17 protein-coding genes are annotated in these 18261 nt (G+C 66.6%); 14 read left to right on the top strand and 3 right to left on the bottom strand.

Going from position 1 to position 18261, the window contains the following annotated elements; genetic code table 11:
* Positions 1 to 34 precede the first annotated feature (34 nt).
* Positions 35 to 1588: a malonate--CoA ligase gene (locus AC5I49_RS07210; RefSeq protein ID WP_034363058.1), complete on the top strand. Its 1554-nt coding sequence runs from the start codon at positions 35 to 37 to the stop codon at positions 1586 to 1588.
* 108 nt (positions 1589 to 1696) lie between these two features.
* Here AC5I49_RS07210 and AC5I49_RS07215 read toward each other — a convergent pair whose 3' ends face one another.
* Positions 1697 to 2140, bottom strand: coding sequence for a universal stress protein (locus tag AC5I49_RS07215; RefSeq protein ID WP_016445196.1), 444 nt, complete (start codon positions 2138 to 2140; stop codon positions 1697 to 1699).
* Between the two features lie 116 nt (positions 2141 to 2256).
* Here AC5I49_RS07215 and AC5I49_RS07220 point away from each other — a divergent pair, with 116 nt between their 5' ends.
* The 9 genes from AC5I49_RS07220 (at position 2257) to AC5I49_RS07260 (ending at position 10451) form a co-directional block, all read left to right on the top strand.
* Complete coding sequence (locus AC5I49_RS07220; protein ID WP_047327124.1) at positions 2257 to 4692, top strand: heavy metal translocating P-type ATPase; 2436 nt, start codon at positions 2257 to 2259, stop codon at positions 4690 to 4692.
* A 2-nt stretch (positions 4693 to 4694) separates the two neighbouring features.
* A complete protein-coding gene (ccoS, locus tag AC5I49_RS07225; protein WP_013803228.1) occupies positions 4695 to 4832 on the top strand; it encodes a cbb3-type cytochrome oxidase assembly protein CcoS in 138 nt (45 codons plus the stop codon).
* A gap of 63 nt (positions 4833 to 4895) precedes the next feature.
* Complete coding sequence (gene ccoN, locus AC5I49_RS07230; protein WP_016445198.1) at positions 4896 to 6332, top strand: cytochrome-c oxidase, cbb3-type subunit I; 1437 nt, start codon at positions 4896 to 4898, stop codon at positions 6330 to 6332.
* A 19-nt stretch (positions 6333 to 6351) separates the two neighbouring features.
* Complete coding sequence (ccoO, locus tag AC5I49_RS07235) at positions 6352 to 6984, top strand: cytochrome-c oxidase, cbb3-type subunit II (RefSeq protein ID WP_016445199.1); 633 nt, start codon at positions 6352 to 6354, stop codon at positions 6982 to 6984.
* Between the two features lie 11 nt (positions 6985 to 6995).
* Positions 6996 to 7133: a cbb3-type cytochrome oxidase subunit 3 gene (locus AC5I49_RS07240; RefSeq protein WP_016445200.1), complete on the top strand. Its 138-nt coding sequence runs from the start codon at positions 6996 to 6998 to the stop codon at positions 7131 to 7133.
* A 27-nt stretch (positions 7134 to 7160) separates the two neighbouring features.
* Positions 7161 to 8078: a cytochrome-c oxidase, cbb3-type subunit III gene (ccoP, locus tag AC5I49_RS07245; RefSeq protein ID WP_016445201.1), complete on the top strand. Its 918-nt coding sequence runs from the start codon at positions 7161 to 7163 to the stop codon at positions 8076 to 8078.
* 77 nt (positions 8079 to 8155) lie between these two features.
* Positions 8156 to 9610 carry a cytochrome c oxidase accessory protein CcoG gene (gene ccoG / locus AC5I49_RS07250; protein WP_495789110.1) on the top strand — a complete coding sequence of 485 codons (1455 nt, stop codon included), beginning with the start codon at positions 8156 to 8158 and terminating at the stop codon, positions 9608 to 9610.
* Positions 9611 to 9667: 57 nt separating this feature from the next.
* Positions 9668 to 9982 (top strand): FixH family protein, encoded by a 315-nt coding sequence (locus tag AC5I49_RS07255; protein WP_016445203.1) that lies wholly within the window; start codon positions 9668 to 9670, stop codon positions 9980 to 9982.
* A gap of 181 nt (positions 9983 to 10163) precedes the next feature.
* Positions 10164 to 10451: a hypothetical protein gene (locus AC5I49_RS07260; protein WP_016445204.1), complete on the top strand. Its 288-nt coding sequence runs from the start codon at positions 10164 to 10166 to the stop codon at positions 10449 to 10451.
* 81 nt (positions 10452 to 10532) lie between these two features.
* On the opposite strand, the gene fnr is transcribed toward AC5I49_RS07260, so the two are convergent.
* Positions 10533 to 11252 carry a fumarate/nitrate reduction transcriptional regulator Fnr gene (gene fnr / locus AC5I49_RS07265; RefSeq protein ID WP_016445205.1) on the bottom strand — a complete coding sequence of 240 codons (720 nt, stop codon included), beginning with the start codon at positions 11250 to 11252 and terminating at the stop codon, positions 10533 to 10535.
* Between the two features lie 161 nt (positions 11253 to 11413).
* Between fnr and hemN the strand changes: the two genes are divergently transcribed.
* From hemN to AC5I49_RS07285, 4 genes are all read left to right on the top strand, one after another.
* Positions 11414 to 12796 carry an oxygen-independent coproporphyrinogen III oxidase gene (hemN, locus tag AC5I49_RS07270; RefSeq protein ID WP_016445206.1) on the top strand — a complete coding sequence of 461 codons (1383 nt, stop codon included), beginning with the start codon at positions 11414 to 11416 and terminating at the stop codon, positions 12794 to 12796.
* Between the two features lie 5 nt (positions 12797 to 12801).
* Positions 12802 to 13527, top strand: a complete 726-nt coding sequence (locus tag AC5I49_RS07275; RefSeq protein ID WP_017406349.1) for a sulfite exporter TauE/SafE family protein — start codon at positions 12802 to 12804, stop codon at positions 13525 to 13527.
* Between the two features lie 173 nt (positions 13528 to 13700).
* Positions 13701 to 14945 carry a cyclic di-GMP phosphodiesterase gene (locus tag AC5I49_RS07280; RefSeq protein WP_016445208.1) on the top strand — a complete coding sequence of 415 codons (1245 nt, stop codon included), beginning with the start codon at positions 13701 to 13703 and terminating at the stop codon, positions 14943 to 14945.
* Positions 14942 to 17428, top strand: coding sequence for a bifunctional diguanylate cyclase/phosphodiesterase (locus AC5I49_RS07285; RefSeq protein ID WP_203399688.1), 2487 nt, complete (start codon positions 14942 to 14944; stop codon positions 17426 to 17428). Before AC5I49_RS07280 ends, AC5I49_RS07285 begins: the two co-directional genes overlap by 4 nt.
* On the opposite strand, the gene AC5I49_RS07290 is transcribed toward AC5I49_RS07285, so the two are convergent.
* The gene (locus AC5I49_RS07290; protein ID WP_016445210.1) at positions 17392 to 18210 is read right to left on the bottom strand and encodes a sulfite exporter TauE/SafE family protein; all 819 of its coding nucleotides are present in this window, start codon (positions 18208 to 18210) and stop codon (positions 17392 to 17394) included. The genes AC5I49_RS07285 and AC5I49_RS07290 overlap by 37 nt on opposite strands.
* Positions 18211 to 18261: the final 51 nt, after the last annotated feature.

An 18261-nucleotide genomic window follows, 5' to 3' on the forward strand; every position in this document is an offset into this window, starting at 1 on the left:
GTCCCCAGCGGATTCTTCCTTCTTCTTCACAGCCATGACCAACCGCAATCTGTTCGCTGCCTTGCGCGCCGCCTTTCCCCAGGATCTGCAAAAGTGGGCCGTAGAGGCCATAGGCGCTGACGGCGCCAGCCTGTTCTACAGCTGGGCCGACCTGGACCGTGGCAGCGCGCGCATGGCCAACCTGCTGCAGTCGCTGCAGCTGCCGCCCGCCAGCCGCATTGCCGTACAGGTGGACAAATCGGTGGAAGCGCTGATGCTCTACCTGGCCACGCTGCGCAGCGGCCATGTCTTTCTGCCGCTGAACACCGCCTACCAGGCCGCCGAGATCGAGTACTTCGTGGGCAATGCCGAGCCCGCCGTCGTGGTCTGCACGCCGGCCAATTTCGGCTGGGTGTCCAAGATCGCCTTCACCTCGGGCGTGGCCCATGTCTACACCCTGGGCGACGACCGCAGCGGCACGCTGCTGGAGCGCGCCGCCCACCATGGCGACGAGCATGAGGTGGTGGAGCGCGGCGAGGACGATCTGGCCGCCATCCTCTACACCAGCGGCACCACGGGCCGCAGCAAGGGGGCGATGCTCACGCACGGCAACATGCTGTCCAACGCCGAGACGCTCAAGGACTACTGGGGCTGGCAGGACGGCGACGTGCTCATCCACGCGCTGCCCATCTTCCATGTGCATGGCCTGTTCGTGGCCATCCATGGCGCGCTGCTCAACGGCAGTCCCATGATCTGGCTGGCCAGGTTCGAACCCGGCACGGTGATCTCGCGCATGCGTGATGCCACCGTCTTCATGGGCGTGCCCACGCTCTACGTGCGCATGCTGGCCGATGCGCGGCTCACGCGCGAGGCGGCGGCCCACATGCGGCTGTTCATCTCGGGCTCGGCACCCATGCTGGTGGAGACGCACCGCGACTGGCAGGAGCGCACCGGCCACGTCATCCTGGAGCGCTACGGCATGAGCGAGACCATCATGCTGACCTCCAACCCCTACCGTGCCGATGGCCGCAACGGTGGCCAGTCCGAGCGCCGCGCCGGCACCGTGGGCTTTGCGCTGCCCGGTGTGGGCGTGCGCATCGTGGACGACGCAGGCCAGCCCGTGGCCGTGGGCGAGATCGGCAACATCCAGGTGCGCGGCCCCAATGTGTTCAAGGGCTACTGGCGCATGCCCGAGAAGACGGCCGAGGAGTTCACGGCCGATGGCTGGTTCCGCACGGGCGACGTAGGCAAGCTCGACGAGCGGGGCTATGTCAGCATCGTGGGCCGCAGCAAGGACCTGATCATCTCGGGCGGCTACAACGTCTATCCGGCCGAGATCGAAGGCTTCATCAACGAGCTGCCCGGCGTGGCCGAAAGCGCCCTGGTCGGCGTGCCGCACCCCGACTTCGGCGAGGTGGGCGTGGTGGTGGTGGTGCCGCGTCCTGGCGCTTCGCTCGAGCCCCAGGCGGTGGTCGATGCGCTCAAGGGCCAACTGGCCAATTTCAAGATTCCCAAGCGCTGCTTCGTGGTGCAGGAGCTGCCGCGCAACACCATGGGCAAGGTGCAGAAGAATCTCCTGCGCGACCAGCACAAGCAGTTGTTCGCCTGAGTGGTCGCCAAGGCGCGGGTCGCGCCCTGGCCTGATTGAAAAAGCAAAAGGCATCGGCGCCGCCGATGCCTTTTTTTGTGCAGCGAAAGCCGAAGCTGCCGCTACCCTTCAGCGCAGTACCAGCACGGGAATGTGGGTGTGCGTGAGCACGTGCTGCGTCTCGCTGCCCAGCAGCAGGCGCTGCAGGCCCTTGCGGCCGTGCGAGGCCATGACGATGAGGTCGCAGTCGCGGCGCTTGGCCACGTCTATCACGCTTTCGGCCACCAGGTCGGACTTGACGATCTCCGTGGTCACGTGGACCTTGAGCGCCTGGCCCTTGGCGTGGATGGCATCCAGCACGGTCTGCGCGTTGGCCGTCCACTGGCCTTCGATGCGTTCGATCTGCTTGAGATCCACGGTTTCGCCGCCTTCGAAGTAGCTGCGCGGGTAGTGCTGGACCACCTTGACGACGATCACACTGGCGCCGCACAAGGCGGCAAGGCCCAGGCCGCTGTCCACGGCCTTGTCGGAAAGCTCGGAACCGTCGGTGGCGATCAGGATGCGGTTGTACATGCGTGCTCCTTTCGTGTGTGCTGATGGGTGGGACGAAGTCAGCATAGACCCAACCATGAGTTAACGGTTGATTAATGTCAATACGCTTATCATGCCCCCCGATTACGCTAAGAACCATGCCCCACACCATTGCAGCCCCATCCAGCGAGGCGGCGGTGGCGGCGCCTGATTCAGGTCTCTCGCCCTCGCAGCAGGCCACGGCCCGGCTGCTGGATGATCCGCAGGAGTGGAGTTCGTTCGGACGGCCCGCAGGCCCCGCAACTCCCGCCGACCCTTCCAAAGAACCCACCGATTTCCCTGCCTGGGATTCGCACGTCGTTCTGGAGGGCATGCACTGTGCCGCATGCGCGCTGACCATCGAGGATGCGCTGCGGGCCGTGCCCGGGGTGGAGAAGGCCGAAGTCAGCGCAGCCACGCGCCGCGCGCGAGTCACCTGGCGCCACGAGCAGGTGCTTCCATCCCAGTGGATGGAGGCCGTGCGGCGCGCCGGCTACCAGGCGCTTCCTGCGCGCGATGCCTTTGCGCGCGAGCGCCGCCAGGCCGAGAGCCGCCGTGCGCTGTGGCGCTGGCTGGTGGCCGGCTTTTGCATGATGCAGGTGATGATGTATGCGTGGCCCGCCTACGTGGCCCGCCCCGGCGACCTGTCGCAGGAGATGGAGACGCTGCTGCGCTGGGCCTCCTGGGTCATCTCGCTGCCTGTGGTGCTGTTTTGCTGCGGACCCTTCTTCTCCAGCGCGCTGCGCGACATACGCCAGCGCCGCGTGAGCATGGACCTGCCCGTGGCGCTGGGCATGCTGATCACCTTCGTGATCAGCTCGCTGGGCACCTTCGATCCTTCGGGGCCCTTCGGCGAGGAAGTCTTCTACGACTCGCTGACCATGTTCGTCTTCTTCCTGCTGTCCGGCCGCTGGCTGGAGCTGCGGCTGCGCGACCGCACGGCCGGTGCGCTGGAAGCCGTGATGAACCGCCTGCCGGATGCCGTGTTGCGCGAGAACGCGGCCGGCCACTTCGAGCGCGTGGCCACGCGCCGCCTGCGTGCCGGCGACCTGGTGCGCGTGCTCAGCGGCGAGGCCTTCCCGGCCGACGGCACCATCGTGCGCGGCCGCACCCATGCCGACGAGGCCCTGCTCACGGGCGAGTCCACGCCCGTGCTGCGTGCCGAGGGCGACAGCGTCACGGCCGGCAGCTACAACCTGGACGCCGTGGTCGATGTGCGCGTGGACGGCGTGGGGGCCGACACGCGCTTTGCCCAGATCGTGGGTCTCATGGAAAGCGCCTCGCTGCAAAAGCCGCGCCTGGCCCAGCTGGCCGACAAGGTGGCGCGGCCCTTCCTGGTCGTGGTGCTGCTGGCCGCGCTGGGCGCTGCCATCTGGTGGTGGCCCACCGATCCCGGCAAGGCCATGATGGTGGCCGTGGCCGTGCTCATCGTCACCTGCCCCTGCGCGCTGTCGCTGGCCACGCCCGTGGCCATGCTCACGGCCGCCGGCACGCTGGCGCGCAGCGGCGTGCTGGTGCGCAACCTGCAGGGCCTGGAAGCGCTGGCCGCCGTGGACACCCTGGTGTTCGACAAGACCGGCACGCTCACACGCGACGGCCTGGCGCTGTCCTCGTTCGAGCCTGCGCGCGGCGAGGATGCCGACGAGGTGCTGGCGCTGGCGGCGCTGCTGGCGCGCCAGTCCATGCACCCTGCCTCGCGCGCCATCGCGCAGGCCGGCGCCCATGCCGCGACGCACTGGAAGCTGGACACCATGCAGGAAGTGGCAGGCCTGGGCCTGGACGCCTGGGTGCAGGGCCCGGGCGGACGCCGCCATCTGCGCCTGGGATCGGCCCTGCATGCGGGCGTGGCGGGCGAGCAGCCCGTGCAGGGCGTGTTGCTGGCCGAGCAGACCGAACAGGGCTGGCATACGCTGGCGCGCTTTGTACTCAGCGAGGACGTGCGGCCCGAGGCCGCCGCCGTCGTGCAGGCGCTCGGCAAGCAGGGCATCGCCGTGATGCTGCTGTCCGGCGACCGAGAGGACGCCGCACGCGCCATGGCGGCGCGCGTGGGCATCACCCAGGCCCACGGCGGCTGCAGCCCGCAGGACAAGCTGGAGCGGCTGCAGCAGGCGCAGGCAGCCGGCCACCATGTGGCCATGGTGGGCGACGGCCTCAACGACGGCCCAGTTTTAGCTGGAGCGCATGTCTCTTTTGCTTTTGGTAGAGCAGTGCCGCTGGCACAATCGCGCGCAGATTTCGTTGTTCTGGGCGACAGCCTGGAACTGGTGCTCCAGGCATGTCTGTTGTCGCGCCGCACACTGCAGGTGGTGCGCCAGAACATGGCCTGGGCTGCCGCTTACAACGCGGTGTCGATTCCACTGGCCCTGGCGGGCTTCATGCCTGCCTGGGTGGCCGGCCTGGGAATGGCACTGAGTTCGCTGCTGGTGGTGCTCAACGCCGCGCGCCTTGCGCGCAGCCTTCCACTGGCCTTGACGAATCACACGGGCACGCCTGCTGCGCCCGCAGCGTCCGTCACCATGCCGACGGGCTCCACCGCAACGGTGGGGAGGTTCTGACTATGGACATTCTCTATTTACTGATCCCGCTGTCGGTGGTGCTTGTGCTCGCCATCCTCGCGGCCCTGTGGTGGGCCGTCTATCGCGGGCAATTCGAGAGCGTGGAACAAGAGGGCGAACGCATTCTTCGGGACGATTGACGTGGGTCAACACGCCCGACAGCGAAGAAAGTAACACTTTGATAGCAATCTAAGGGGTGCACGATGGATAGTTCAAATAACAACGCTGTCTATTACGACGATACCGTCGTAAGGCAGTTCTCTATCATGGCCGTCGTCTGGGGAGTGGTGGGCATGGCTGTCGGGGTGTTGATCGCCTCGCAGCTGGCCTGGCCGGAACTCAACTTCGGCATTCCATGGCTGAGCTACGGACGCCTGCGTCCGCTGCACACGAACGCCGTGATCTTTGCCTTTGGCGGATCGGCGCTGTTCGCAACCAGCTACTACGTGGTGCAGCGCACCTGCCAGACGCGGCTGTTCATGCCCAAGCTGGCCAGCCTGACTTTCTGGGGCTGGCAGATCGTCATTCTCGCCGCCGCGATCAGCCTGCCGCTGGGCTACACCCAGGGCAAGGAGTACGCCGAGCTGGAGTGGCCGATCGACCTGCTGATCGCCGTGACCTGGGTCTCGTATGCCATCGTGTTCTTCGGAACCATCGGCATCCGCAAGGTCCGTCACATCTATGTGGCCAACTGGTTCTTCGGCGCCTTCATCATCGCCGTGGCGCTGCTGCACATCGTCAACAGCGCGGCCATTCCGGCCGGCTGGATGAAGAGCTACTCGGCCTACGCCGGCGTGCAGGATGCCATGGTGCAGTGGTGGTACGGCCATAACGCCGTGGGCTTCTTCCTGACCGCAGGCTTCCTGGGCATGATGTATTACTTCATTCCCAAGCAGGCTGGCCGTCCGGTCTACAGCTACCGCCTGTCCATCGTCCACTTCTGGGCGCTGATCTTCACCTACATGTGGGCGGGTCCTCACCACCTGCACTACACCGCGCTGCCCGACTGGACGCAGTCCGTGGGCATGGTGTTCTCGCTGATCCTGCTGGCTCCCAGCTGGGGCGGCATGATCAACGGCGTGATGACGCTGTCGGGCGCATGGCACAAGCTGCGCGACGACCCCATCCTGCGCTTCCTGATCGTGTCGCTGTCGTTCTACGGCATGTCCACGTTCGAAGGTCCGATGATGTCCATCAAGACCGTCAACGCGCTGTCGCACTACACGGACTGGACCGTGGGCCACGTTCACTCGGGCGCCCTGGGCTGGGTGGGCCTGATCACCATGGGCTCGCTGTACTACCTGATCCCGCGCCTGTTCGGCAAGACCAAGATGCACTCGGTGGGCGCCATCGAGCTGCACTTCTGGATGGCCACCATCGGCATCGTGCTGTACATCGCCGCGATGTGGATCGCCGGTGTGATGCAGGGCCTGATGTGGCGCGCCGTCAATCCCGATGGCACGCTGACCTACACCTTCGTCGAAAGCGTCAAGGCCAGCTATCCGTTCTACGTGATCCGCGTGGCCGGTGGCCTGCTGTACCTGGGCGGCATGCTGGTCATGCTGTGGAACACCTGGAAGACCGCGATCTCCGGCCGTTCCGTGAAGGTGGCCGTGCCTGCTGTCGTGGCCCACGCCTGAGCGTCTAGGAGCATTACTCATGTCCGATCACAACCATAGCGCTCCCAAGAGCTTTTCCCACGAGAAGGTGGAAACCAACAATTTCCTGCTGATCGTGCTGACCCTGCTGGTGGTCGCCGTCGGCGGCCTGGTGGAAATCGTTCCGCTGTTCTTCCAGAAGTCGACCACGGAAGCGGTGGCGGGCCTCAAGCCCTACACGCCGCTGCAGCTGATGGGCCGCGACGTCTATCTGCGCGAGGGCTGCTACAACTGCCACTCGCAGATGATCCGCCCCTTCCGCGCCGAGACCATGCGCTACGGCCACTACTCGGTGGCGGGCGAGTTCGTCTACGACCACCCCTTCCAGTGGGGTTCCAAGCGCACGGGTCCCGACCTGCACCGCGTGGGCGGCAAGTACAGCGACGAATGGCACCGCATCCACCTGAACAACCCGCGCGACGTGGTGCCCGAGTCCAACATGCCTGCCTACTCCTGGCTGGAGAAGAACAAGGTGGATGACACCGTGGTCGCCCAGCACATGAGCGCGCTGCGCAAGGTGGGCGTGCCCTACAGCGACGAGGAAATCAGCGGCGCCGCCGAGCAGGTCAAGGGCAAGACGGAAATGGACGCCGTCATCGCCTACCTGCAGGTGCTGGGCCGTTCGGTCAAGTAAAGGAGAGCGACATGGACATCACCACCATGCGCATCGTGGCCACGCTGGCCTCTCTGGCCTGCTTCATCGGTATCTGGTGGTGGGCGTTCGCCCGCCGCAACCAGGCCCGTTTCGAAGAGGCCGCCCAGCTGCCGTTCGAGCAAGACTGAGTCCCTCCACCAGAACGAGAACTTCCCATGAGCGATTTCGTAAACAACTTCTGGTCGATCTATGTCACGGCGATCACGCTGGGCGGCATCATCGGCTGCCTGCTGCTGCTGTATCTCACCGCACGCAAGAAGGTGGTCCCGTCGGCCGACAACACCACGGGCCACGTCTGGGACGAGGACCTGCGCGAGCTGAACAACCCCATGCCCAAGTGGTGGATGTGGCTGTTCATCATCACCTCGGTGTTCGGCTTCGCCTACCTGGCGGCCTATCCGGGCCTGGGCTCGTTCGCGGGCAAGCTGGGCTGGACGCAGCTGGGCGCCTATGAAAACGAGATGGCCAAGGCCCGCGCGGACCTGGAGCCGCTGTACGCCAAGTTCACGAGCATGAGCACCGAAGACATGGCCAAGGACCCCCAGGCCATGGCCATCGGCGAGCGCCTGTTCATGAACAACTGCGCGCAGTGCCACGGCTCGGATGCACGCGGCGGCAAGAGCTTCCCCAACCTGACCGATGGCGACTGGCTGCATGGCGGCACGCCCGACAAGATCAGGGAAACCATCACGGCGGGCCGCATCGGCATCATGCCTCCCATGGCCGCTGCCGTCGGCACGCCCGATGATGTGCGCAACCTCTCGCACTATGTGCTGAGCCTGTCGGGCAGCCCGCACGACTCGCTCAAGGCTTCGCTGGGCAAGTCCAAGTTCACGGCCTGCGCCGCCTGCCATGGCATGGACGGCAAGGGCAACCAGGCCCTGGGCGCGCCCAACCTGACCGATGACATCTGGCTGCACGGCTGGGGCGAGGCCGCCATCACGGCCATGATCAACAACGGCAAGCACAACGAGATGCCTGCCCAGAAGGACAAGCTGACCGAGGCGCAGATCGCGGTGCTTGCCTCCTATGTCTGGGGCATGTCGCACAAAGACGGCGCAGTCCGTCAATAAGGACAGGGGGCGGCGCTGCGGCGCCGCCTTTTTGCCTTTTGAGTTTTCAGATATTCCAAAAAACCAAGGAACCCACCATGAAGCCCGAGAACGGGGATGATGCCGGGAAGCCTCCCCGCAAAGTCATTCCGATCACGCCTGCCGACCCGGACCCGAGCCAGCTGGTGTCGATGTTCGAGTCCGAGAAGAAGGTCTACCCGCGCTCCATCAGCGGTGTCTTCGCACGCTGGCGATGGGCTCTGGTGTTTCTCACCCAACTGGTTTTCTATGGCCTGCCCTGGCTGGAATGGGGGCAGCGCCAGATGGTGCTGTTCGACCTGGGTGCGCGGCGCTTTTACCTGTTCGGGCTGGTGCTGTACCCGCAGGATTTCATCTACCTGGCGGGCCTGCTGATCATCTCGGCGCTGGCGCTGTTCCTGTTCACGGCCGTGGCCGGTCGCCTGTGGTGCGGCTTTTCCTGCCCGCAGACGGTCTACACCGAAATCTTCATGTGGGTGGAGCGCAAGGTCGAGGGCGACCGCAGTGCGCGCATGCGCCTGGACAAGAACGGCTGGACCTTTGAAAAGCTCTGGAAGAAGTCGCTCAAGCAGTTGCTGTGGATTGTCATTGCCCTGTGGACCGGCTTCACCTTCGTGGGCTACTTCGTGCCCATCCGCGAGCTGGGCGGCGAGCTGCTGGCGCTGCAGGGCAGCTGGCAGGTCTTCTGGGTGCTGTTCTACGGCTTCGCCACCTATGGCAACGCCGGCTACATGCGCGAGCAGGTCTGCAAGTACATGTGCCCCTATGCGCGCTTTCAGAGCGCCATGTTCGACCGCGACACCATGATCGTCAGCTACGACACGGGCCGGGGCGAGCCGCGCGCGCCTCGCACCAAGAAGGTGGACTACAAGGCCCAGGGCCTGGGCGACTGTATCGACTGCAAGATGTGCGTGCAGGTCTGCCCCGTGGGCATCGACATCCGCAACGGCCTGCAGTACGAATGCATAGGCTGCGGTCTGTGCATAGACGCCTGCAATTCCATCATGGACAAGATGGAGTATCCGCGCGGCCTCATCCGGCTGACCACGCAGAACGCCATGGCCGGCCTGTGGCGGCGGGCCCAGGTGCTGCGCCGCATCTTCCGTCCGCGCGTGCTGGTCTACTCGGCCGTGCTGATCGGCCTGAGCATGGCCATGATCGTGAGCCTGGCGCTGCGCCAGTCGGTCAAGGTCGACGTGATACGCGACCGGGCGTCGCTGTCGCGCATCGTCGCGGGCGGCAAGCTGGAAAATGTCTACCGCCTGCAGATCATGAATGCCACCGAGCAGGCCCAGCGCTACCGCATCAGCGCCCATGGCCTCGACGGGCTGGAGCTGGCGTCCGAGCAGGAGGTCGAGGTCGGCCCGGCCGAGACGCGCGGCATTGCGGCGCGGCTGCAGATTCCCTACGGTTCCGCCGAGCCGGGCTCGCACACCGTATTCTTCGATATCGATGCCGTGCATTCAGGCGCGGGACGCGCGTCCGAAAAGGCCGTCTTCCTGGTGCCCCGGTGATATGTCTGGCCGGCGCCGCCCAGGCTGCGCCGGCTGTTTGAAAGAAAGAGGTTATCCATGTCTTCCAGTCCCGCAGTCTCCGCGCCCGCCACGGCCCCTTCGCATCCGGACGCCGGCAAGCCCTGGTGGAAGTTCGCCCATGTCTGGCTCGTGGTGGCCGGCCCGGCCGCCGTCGTGGTGGCTGGCGTGGTCACGGCCGTCATTGCGATCAATGGCGCCGATCCCGTGATCGATCCTGACTATTACCGCAATGGCATCACCATCAACGAGCGTGCCGATGGCGTGCGCGAAGTGCCCAAGAGCCTGGCGCCCGCGGTCACCGGCCGCAACCACGCGGCCACGCCCGCGCAGGACCATCCCACGGACCGCTGAACGCAGGAAAATGCCGTGCACAAGGCCGCAGTCGCGGCCTTTTTGCATGGTGGATGGCATCTCCAGCATGCGCGAGGGCCAAGGGTTTCCTACAGGCAGTGCAGGGTGCGCAGGGCTTGGCACGGTGCGAGGGCGGCGCGCACAATGAAAGCCACCCCTCGACAGCTCAAGGAGATCGCTGATGTTGGCCCAACGCTGGATGTGGATTGCCTGGCCGGCCTTTCTGGCCGCCGCCGTGATGGAGATGCTGGTATTCGCCTTCGTGGACCCGCTGGAGCTGCACTGGCTCGGCGACCTGGGCTGGTCGCGGCAGGGAATCTACACGCTGGCCTTCTTCGCCTTCTGGGGCGTGACCATGCTGTCCAGCCTCATGACCACCATGCTGGGACGCTCCACGCACGATCTCAACGACGGCGTGGTCTCCGAGCCGGACCCAAATCTGGCCATGCAGGGCCTGGGGCGCGATTGAACCTGCGTGCACTGCAATGGCAATGAACAAGGCCCGCGATCGCGGGCCCTGTTCATTGCCGGGGGGCGGGGCCTTGCGGCGTCACTGGCACTGCTGGCTGTTGACGATGCGCTTGAGCGCGTCCGTGTCCAGGATGCGCAGATGGCGCTGGCGCACCTCGATGATGTTTTCTTCGGCAAACTTCGAGAAGGTGCGGCTCACCGTCTCCAGCTTCAGGCCCAGGTAGCTGCCGATTTCCTCGCGCGTCATGCGCAGCACCAGTTCCGACTTGGAAAAGCCCCGGGCGTGGAGGCGCTGCACCAGGTTGAGCACGAAGGCGGCCAGGCGCTCCTCGGCACGCATGCTGCCCAGCAGCAGCATCACGCCATGCTCGCGCACGATCTCGCGGCTCATGACCTTGTGCACATGGTTTTGCAGGGCCGTGACCTCGCGCGACAGGTCCTCCAGCTTGTCGAAGGGCATGACGCAGACCTCGGCGTCTTCCAGCGCGACCGCATCGCAGGTGTGGTGGTCGTTGACGATGCCATCCAGGCCGATGATCTCGCCGGCCATCTGAAAGCCCGTGACCTGGTCGCGCCCGTCCTCGGTGGCCACGCAGGTCTTGAAGAAGCCCGTGCGGATGGCGTACAGCGAGGTGAAGGACTCACCGTTGCGAAACAGCAGGCCGCCGCGCTTGACCTTGCGGCGCGTGGCCACGATGTCGTCGATGCGCTGCATCTGCTCGGCATCCAGGCCCATGGGCATGCACAGCTCGCGCAGGTTGCAATTGGAACAGGATGCTTTGATGGTCTGAAGGTTCATGGAGTAAACATCAGCGGCGCAGCAGTGCGCCGGCGGTGACCTCGTGGATGGCGATGAGTTGGATCAAATTGTCGCAGCACTGCCGCGAACAACTCTTGATATGAGTCAAGGACGCGGCCAATGGGCTGCGGCACAGTGGACGACATTAGAGGAAAAAACCCATGACCGCTGTCACCCCAGAGCTGCTGCGTCGCTTCGACGTACCGGGGCCCCGATACACCTCGTTCCCCACGGCCGATCGTTTCGTGGAGGCTTTCGGTGCTGAAGACTATATCCTGGCACTTGAGCACCGCAAATCGAGTACCGCAGCGCGGGCCATGCCTTTGTCGCTGTATGTGCATGTGCCGTTCTGCGAGTCGCTGTGCTACTACTGCGCCTGCAACAAGATCGTGACGCGCCACCACGATCGCGCGGCCGTCTACCTGGACTACCTGGCGCGCGAGATGGCCTTGCACACGGCCCATTGCGGCAAGGGCCAGGCCGTCAGCCAGCTGCACCTGGGCGGCGGCACGCCCACCTTCTTCTCGGACGATGAACTGCGCACGCTGATGGCCCTGCTGCGCGAGCATTTCAAGCTGGAGCCGGGCGGCGAATACTCCATCGAGGTCGATCCGCGCACCGTCAGCGTCGAACGCCTGGCCGTGCTCAAGGAACTGGGCTTCAACCGCCTGAGCTTCGGCGTGCAGGACTTCGACGAACAGGTGCAGATCGCCGTGCACCGCGTGCAGCCGGCCGAGCAGGTGTTCGCGCTGGTGGCAGCGGCACGGCAGCTGGGCTTTGCCTCCATCAACGTGGACCTGATCTACGGTCTGCCCAAGCAGACGCCCGAGTCCTTCGAGCGCACGCTGGCCCAGGTCAATGCGCTGCGGCCCGACCGCATCGCGCTCTATGCCTATGCCCACCTGCCCGAGCGCTTCAAGCCGCAGCGGCGCATCGCGGCCGAGGACCTGCCCCAGGGCGCCGACAAGCTGGCCATGCTCTCGCGCTCCATCGCGGCCTTCATGGACGGCGGCTATGTCTACGTCGGCATGGACCACTTCGCCTTGCCCGAGGACGCGCTGGCCGTGGCCAAGCGCCAGGGCCGGCTGCATCGCAACTTCCAGGGCTACAGCACCCAGCCCGACTGCGACCTGATTGCGCTGGGCGTGTCGGCCATCGGCAAGGTGGGGGCCAGCTACAGCCAGAACGCCAAGACGCTGGAGGAGTACTACGACGCCATCGACGCCGGCCACCTGCCCGTGGTGCGCGGCCTGGCACTGTCGCGCGATGATCTGGTGCGGCGCGCCGTCATCATGGCCATCATGTGCCAGGGCGCCGTGCTGTTCGAGCCCATGGAGCAGGCCTGGCTGCTGGGCTTTCGCGAGTACTTCGCCCCCGAGCTGGCGGCGCTTCAGGACCTGCAGGCCAAGGGGCTGGTGCAGATCAGCGACGAGGGATTCCAGGTCACGCCCATGGGCTGGTACTTCGTGCGTGGCGTGGCCATGCTGTTTGACCGATATCTGCAGGCCGACAAGAACCGGGCGCGGTTTTCGAGGATCATCTAGGCCCCATGCTGTTGTCGCTGCTCTGGACCGCTTTGATCATGGGGCTCGTCGGCGGGCCCCATTGCCTTGCCATGTGCGCCGCGCCCTGCGGCGTGGTCACGGGCGGGGCGGGGCAGGGCACGGTACAGGGTGGTGGGCAGGTGGTCGCCGTCCATGGACTGCAAAGCCGGCTGTGGCTGCGCACGGCGCTGTTCCATGGCGGGCGGCTGGCCGGCTATGCCAGCCTGGGCGCTGCCTCGGCGCTGGCCATGGAAAGCCTGTCCTGGCTCACCAGCCAGACCACGGCGCTGCAGCCGTTCTGGACGCTGACCCATGTCGCCGTGATGGCCTGGGGCCTGGCCATGATGGTGCAGGCCCGCCAGCCCGCCTGGCTGGAGTCTGCGGGCCGCGCCGCCTGGCGGCGCGTGCAGCCCTGGGTGTCCGCCCCTGGCGGCACGCTGGCGGCGGGCTATGCCTGGGCGCTTATGCCCTGCGGACTGCTGTATTCGGCCGTGCTGGTCGCCGCGCTCAGCGGTGGCCCCTTGCAGGGCGCATCGGCCATGGCGGCCTTTGGCGTGGGCAGCGGGCTGTGGCTGGTGGCCGGCCCCTGGCTGTGGCGGCTGGGCCGCCAGCGCCTGAACGGCCTGCGTGCCGAATGGGGCACGCGGCTGGCCGGCCTGATGCTGGTGGGCGTGGCCGTGTGGGCGCTGTGGATGGACCTGATCTACAAGCCCAGTCTCTGGTGCCGATGAACAACAGCGGGGGACAGACTTGGTCCTGAGGGTCGCGGATTGCCTGCAAGGCCCTCAGAACTGGAGATAATGCCCGAATCATCGGCTTACATTTGCCGATTCCTTCAGCCTCGGGGCCGTTGCCGCGCGTGAACCATTCCGTCCTCATCGATATCCGAGACCTCCGTCCGGGCATGTTTGTCCAGCTCGATGTTGGATGGCTGAACCATCCCTTTCCGGTCAGCAGCTTCAAGATCACCTCCAGCGCACAGATCCAGACCCTGAAATCCCTGGGCCTGGAGGCGGTGCGCTGCGTTCCGCACAAAAGCGACGCCTGGCCGGCCGAGGTGCGCACTCCGCCGCCGCAGCCGCTGCCCGCTGTGGCGGCCGCCGCAGCCGAACCCGCCGAGGAACCTGCACCCGCAGCGCCGCTGCTGCTGTCCGTGCCCAACTGGCGCGGCCGGCTGGAGGACTGCAATGCGCGCTTTCAGAAGGTGGAGCGTGGCTATGTGGCCATCGAAACCACCCTTGCCAGCGCGCCCGAGCAGGCGCGCATGCCCACCGAAGCCCTGGTCGACGGCTGCCTGGCCGAACTGGCCGGCCCGCAGGACGTGGCGATTCACCTCCTGTCCGATGGCGTGGGCAGCAACCAGAGCGTGCATGCCGTCAACGTGACCGTGCTCGGCCTGCTGCTGGGCCGGGCCCTGGGCCTGGAGGCTGCGCTGCTGCGCGACCTGGGCCTGGCGGCGCTGCTGCACGATGCCGGCAAGCCGGTGGCCGGCGCCGAGGGCATGCACGGCCTGGCCCTGGAGTCTTCCGTGCCCGACGCGCTGCGCGACCGCTACGAGCGCCATGTGGGTGAATCGGTGGCCATCGCCATGCGCATGGGCCTGTCGGCCCAGGTCACCACCGCCATCGCACAGCACCATGAGTGGGCCGACGGCACGGGATTCCCGCTGAGCCTGGTGGCCGAGGACATGGAGCTCACGGGCCAGATCCTGGCCCTGGTCAACACCTATGACCGCCTGTGCAATCCCGGCGATGCGCAGACGCCGCACACGCCGCACGAGGCGCTGTCCATGCTGTTCAGCCGGCTGCGCGACAAGTTCGCCGCGCCCGTGCTCAATGGCTTCATCCGCATGATGGGCGTGTTCCCGCCGGGCTCGGTGGTGGAGCTGACCGATGGGCGCCATGCCATGGTCATGTCCGTCAATGCATCACGGCCGCTCAAGCCTTCGGTGATGGTCCATGACGCCAGCGTGCCGGCCGCCCAGGCGCCCGTGCTGGCGCTGGAGCTGTTTCCCGCGCTGGGCATACGCCGGGGCGTGGCTCCTGCGCAGTTGCCGCGCGACGCGCTGGACTATCTGTCGCCGCGCCGGCGTGTCTGCTATTACTTTGAACGGGCGGTGGAATTGGATCCGCCGAAGGTGGCGTCTTGAACAAGCAAGCGCTCAACCGCGCCTGGCCCCGCCTGCTCGATGCCCTGCAGGAGGCGCTGTGGCTGATCGATGCCCGCAGCCTGAAGGTGCTGCGCGCCAACGCCGCCAGCGAATCCGTCACCGGCTATGAGACCGATGCCGCCGTGGGACTGCCCGTGCAGGTGCTGGCCGCCACGCCGCAGCAGCAGGCGTTCTGGAGCGACCCCTTCAACTGGCAGGCCGGCGCCCAGTTCATTTCCGAGGTGCGCCGTGCCGACGGCCAGCTGGCGCCCGTGGAGATGCGCGTGCGCGCGCTCGACGGCGAGGTGCTCCTGGTCAGCATGCTGGACCGGCGCGAGCAGGCGCTGCACGAGGCCGAATTCGAAAGCCTGCTGGGCGAGTTGCGCGCCACGCTGGAGTCGGCGGCCGACGCCATCCTGGTGTGCGATCCCGATGGCCGCATCCGCGCCTTCAACCACCGATTCGCCACGCTCTGGGGCATTCCCGAGGCGTTGCTGGTGCGCCGCAACGACGCGGCCATCCTCGATCACCTGGCCGGCCAGGTGCGCGATGCCGAGTCCTACGCGCAGCAGTTGAAGCTGCTGTCGGCCCAGCCCCTGATGGAAGCGTCCGACGTACTGGACCTGCGCGACGGCCGCATCCTGGAGCGCCGCGCCGTGCCCCAGCTGCGCCGGGGCCTGCCCATGGGGCGCATTTTCTCCTTCCGCGACATCACGGCCGAGGCCCAGACCCAGGCGGGCCTGGAGCTGGCTGCGCGGGTCTTCGAGTCCAGCCTGGACGGCATCTTCATCGCCGATGACCACATGGACGTGGCACGCACCAACCCGGCCTGCGAACGCTTGCTGGGCGGCATGCCCGTGCAGGGCCGCACGGTGGAATCGCTGTTCGAAGCCACCGAAGACCCATCCGACACGCTGGGCGACCTGGCCCGCATACAGTGGCATCAAGGCGGCTTCTGGGAGGGCGACCTGTGGCTGCGCCAGGCCGGCGGTGCGCGCTGCGCCGTGCGCCTGTCCTGGGTGCCGCTGCGCAATGCGCAGGGCGACGTGGTGCAGAGCATCGGCTTCATGCGCGACCTCACCCAGCAGCGCGTGGCACAGCAGCGCATCGAACAGCTGGCCTACAGCGACGCGCTCACCGGCCTGCCCAACCGGCTCAATCTCACGGAGCGCGTGGATGCGGCCATCGAGGCCGCACGCGCAGGCGGCACGGTGTTCAGCATCCTGTTCATCGACCTGGACCGCTTCAAGATCATCAACGACTCGCTGGGCCACCAGTTCGGCGACCGAGTGCTCAAGCTGGTCGCACAGCGCCTGAGCGACTGCATGCGGCCGGTAGACATCCTGTGCCGCCTGGGCGGCGACGAGTTCGTGCTCTACCTGCACGGCTGCAACGCCGAGCTGGCTGCCGCGGTGGCCAAGCGCATCCTGCAGGAGATGGAGCGGCCCTTCCTGCTCGACGGCCTGGGTTTTTCCGTGCAGTGCAGCATCGGCGTGGCCCAGTACCCGGCCGACGGCCTCACGCTGGACGAGCTGATCCGCCAGGCCGACACGGCCATGTACCGCGTCAAGGAGCGGGGCCGGGGCCATTTCAGCTTCTACCAGCCGCAAATGAGCGCGGGCCTGCTGTCGCGCATGAAGCTGGAGCATGCCATGCGCCAGGCGCTGGAGCATGGCCGCATGGCCGTGTACTTCCAGCCCCAGGTGCACATAGACAGCGACCGCATCGTCGCGGCCGAGGCGCTGCTGCGCTGGACCGACCCCGAATTCGGCGTGGTCTCGCCCGGTGTCTTCATTCCGCTGGCCGAGGAGTCGGGCTACATCGTCACGCTGGGCGCCTGGGTCATGGAGCAGGCGGTGCAGGAGGCTGCGCGCTGGCAGAAGCAGGGCATGCCGATCAAGGTGTCGGTCAATGTCTCGGCGCTGGAATTTCGCCAGTCGGGCTTTGTCGAGCGCGTGACCGAGCTGCTGCGCCGCTATGGCCTGGAGCCCCATCTGCTGGAGCTGGAGCTGACCGAAAGCATCCTGCTGCAGGATGCACAGGACATGGCGCTGCGCGTATGCCAGATCGCCGATCTGGGCGTGGGCATGGTCATCGACGACTTCGGCACCGGCTACTCCAACCTGGCCTATCTGAAGAAGCTGCCCATCTCCAAGATCAAGATCGACCAGAGCTTTGTGCGCGGCCTGCCCAGCGACGAGGGCGACCAGGCCATCGTCGGCGCCATCATCAGCCTGGGGCTGGCGCTGGGCGTGGAGATCGTGGCCGAGGGCGTGGAAACGCACGAGCAGCTGACGGCCATCCACCGCATGCAGGGCCACTACTTCCAGGGCTTTCTGTGCGCGCCGGGCCTGCCGCGCGAGCAATTCGGCGAATGCCTGCAGGCCCAGCGCGCCGGCATCGGCGCCATCGCCTACCGGCAGAGAATGGCCCAGGTGGCAAGCGCTCAGCTGCCCGCGCTCAAGCCCTTCCAGAGCATGTAGGCGGCCAGGCCGAACAGCAGCGTGGCGAAGATCCGCTTGAGCTGGGCCACGGGCAGCCGGTGCGCGGCCCGCGCGCCCAGCGGTGCGGTCAGCACGCTGCAGCAGGCCAGTGCCAGCAGGGCCGGCAGCCACAGGTAGCCCAGCGAGTATTCGGGGCGTCCCGCATCACCGGCGCCTGTGAAGATCAGGCCTGCCGCATTCACCACGGCAATCGGAAAGCCCAGCGCCGCGCTGGTGCCCACGGCCATGTGCATGGGCACCGAGCAGCGCATCATGAAGGGCACGCTGATGAAGGCCCCGCCCGCACCCACCAGCCCCGAGATGAAGCCCAGGCCCGTACCCGCACCGTACAGCCCCAGCGGCCCCGGCAGGGCGCGCGTGGCCGTGGGCTGGCTGTTGCTGCGCAGCATGCGCAGCGCCATGTAGCCGATGAACACGCCAAAGAACAGCGCCAGGTACTTGCCGCGCAGCAGTGCGAAGACTCCCAGGCTGGCCAGCAGCCCGCCCGTGATGATGCCCGGCGCCAGGCTGCGCACGATGTCCCAGCGCACGGCGCCGCGACCGTGGTGGGCGCGCAGGCTGGAGATCGAGGTGAACACGATGGTGGCCATGGCCGTGGCGATCGCCATCTTCACGGACAGGTCCGGGCCGACCCCGCGCTTGTCGAGAAAGTAGGTCAGAAACGGCACAAGCACCATGCCGCCGCCCACTCCCAGCAGGCCGGCCAGGAAACCGGAGCACAGGCCCAGCAGGGCCAGTTCGAGAAACAGCAGATCAGGCATGCGGCGGCAGATCGGTAGTGGAGGGGCGGGCAACAAAAAACCCGGCGCACC

This window comes from Delftia sp. (genome assembly GCF_059499305.1).

Excerpts from the sequence above, each read along its gene's own strand:
- AC5I49_RS07210 (WP_034363058.1), top strand. The coding sequence starts at position 35 with ATGACCAACCGCAATCTGTTCGCTGCCTTGCGCGCCGCCTTTCCCCAG.
- AC5I49_RS07215 (WP_016445196.1), bottom strand. The coding sequence starts at position 2,140 with ATGTACAACCGCATCCTGATCGCCACCGACGGTTCCGAGCTTTCCGAC.
- AC5I49_RS07220 (WP_047327124.1), top strand. The coding sequence starts at position 2,257 with ATGCCCCACACCATTGCAGCCCCATCCAGCGAGGCGGCGGTGGCGGCG.
- ccoS (WP_013803228.1), top strand. The coding sequence starts at position 4,695 with ATGGACATTCTCTATTTACTGATCCCGCTGTCGGTGGTGCTTGTGCTC.
- ccoN (WP_016445198.1), top strand. The coding sequence starts at position 4,896 with ATGGATAGTTCAAATAACAACGCTGTCTATTACGACGATACCGTCGTA.
- ccoO (WP_016445199.1), top strand. The coding sequence starts at position 6,352 with ATGTCCGATCACAACCATAGCGCTCCCAAGAGCTTTTCCCACGAGAAG.
- AC5I49_RS07240 (WP_016445200.1), top strand. The coding sequence starts at position 6,996 with ATGGACATCACCACCATGCGCATCGTGGCCACGCTGGCCTCTCTGGCC.
- ccoP (WP_016445201.1), top strand. The coding sequence starts at position 7,161 with ATGAGCGATTTCGTAAACAACTTCTGGTCGATCTATGTCACGGCGATC.
- ccoG (WP_495789110.1), top strand. The coding sequence starts at position 8,156 with ATGAAGCCCGAGAACGGGGATGATGCCGGGAAGCCTCCCCGCAAAGTC.
- AC5I49_RS07255 (WP_016445203.1), top strand. The coding sequence starts at position 9,668 with ATGTCTTCCAGTCCCGCAGTCTCCGCGCCCGCCACGGCCCCTTCGCAT.
- AC5I49_RS07260 (WP_016445204.1), top strand. The coding sequence starts at position 10,164 with ATGTTGGCCCAACGCTGGATGTGGATTGCCTGGCCGGCCTTTCTGGCC.
- fnr (WP_016445205.1), bottom strand. The coding sequence starts at position 11,252 with ATGAACCTTCAGACCATCAAAGCATCCTGTTCCAATTGCAACCTGCGC.
- hemN (WP_016445206.1), top strand. The coding sequence starts at position 11,414 with ATGACCGCTGTCACCCCAGAGCTGCTGCGTCGCTTCGACGTACCGGGG.
- AC5I49_RS07275 (WP_017406349.1), top strand. The coding sequence starts at position 12,802 with ATGCTGTTGTCGCTGCTCTGGACCGCTTTGATCATGGGGCTCGTCGGC.
- AC5I49_RS07280 (WP_016445208.1), top strand. The coding sequence starts at position 13,701 with ATGTTTGTCCAGCTCGATGTTGGATGGCTGAACCATCCCTTTCCGGTC.
- AC5I49_RS07290 (WP_016445210.1), bottom strand. The coding sequence starts at position 18,210 with ATGCCTGATCTGCTGTTTCTCGAACTGGCCCTGCTGGGCCTGTGCTCC.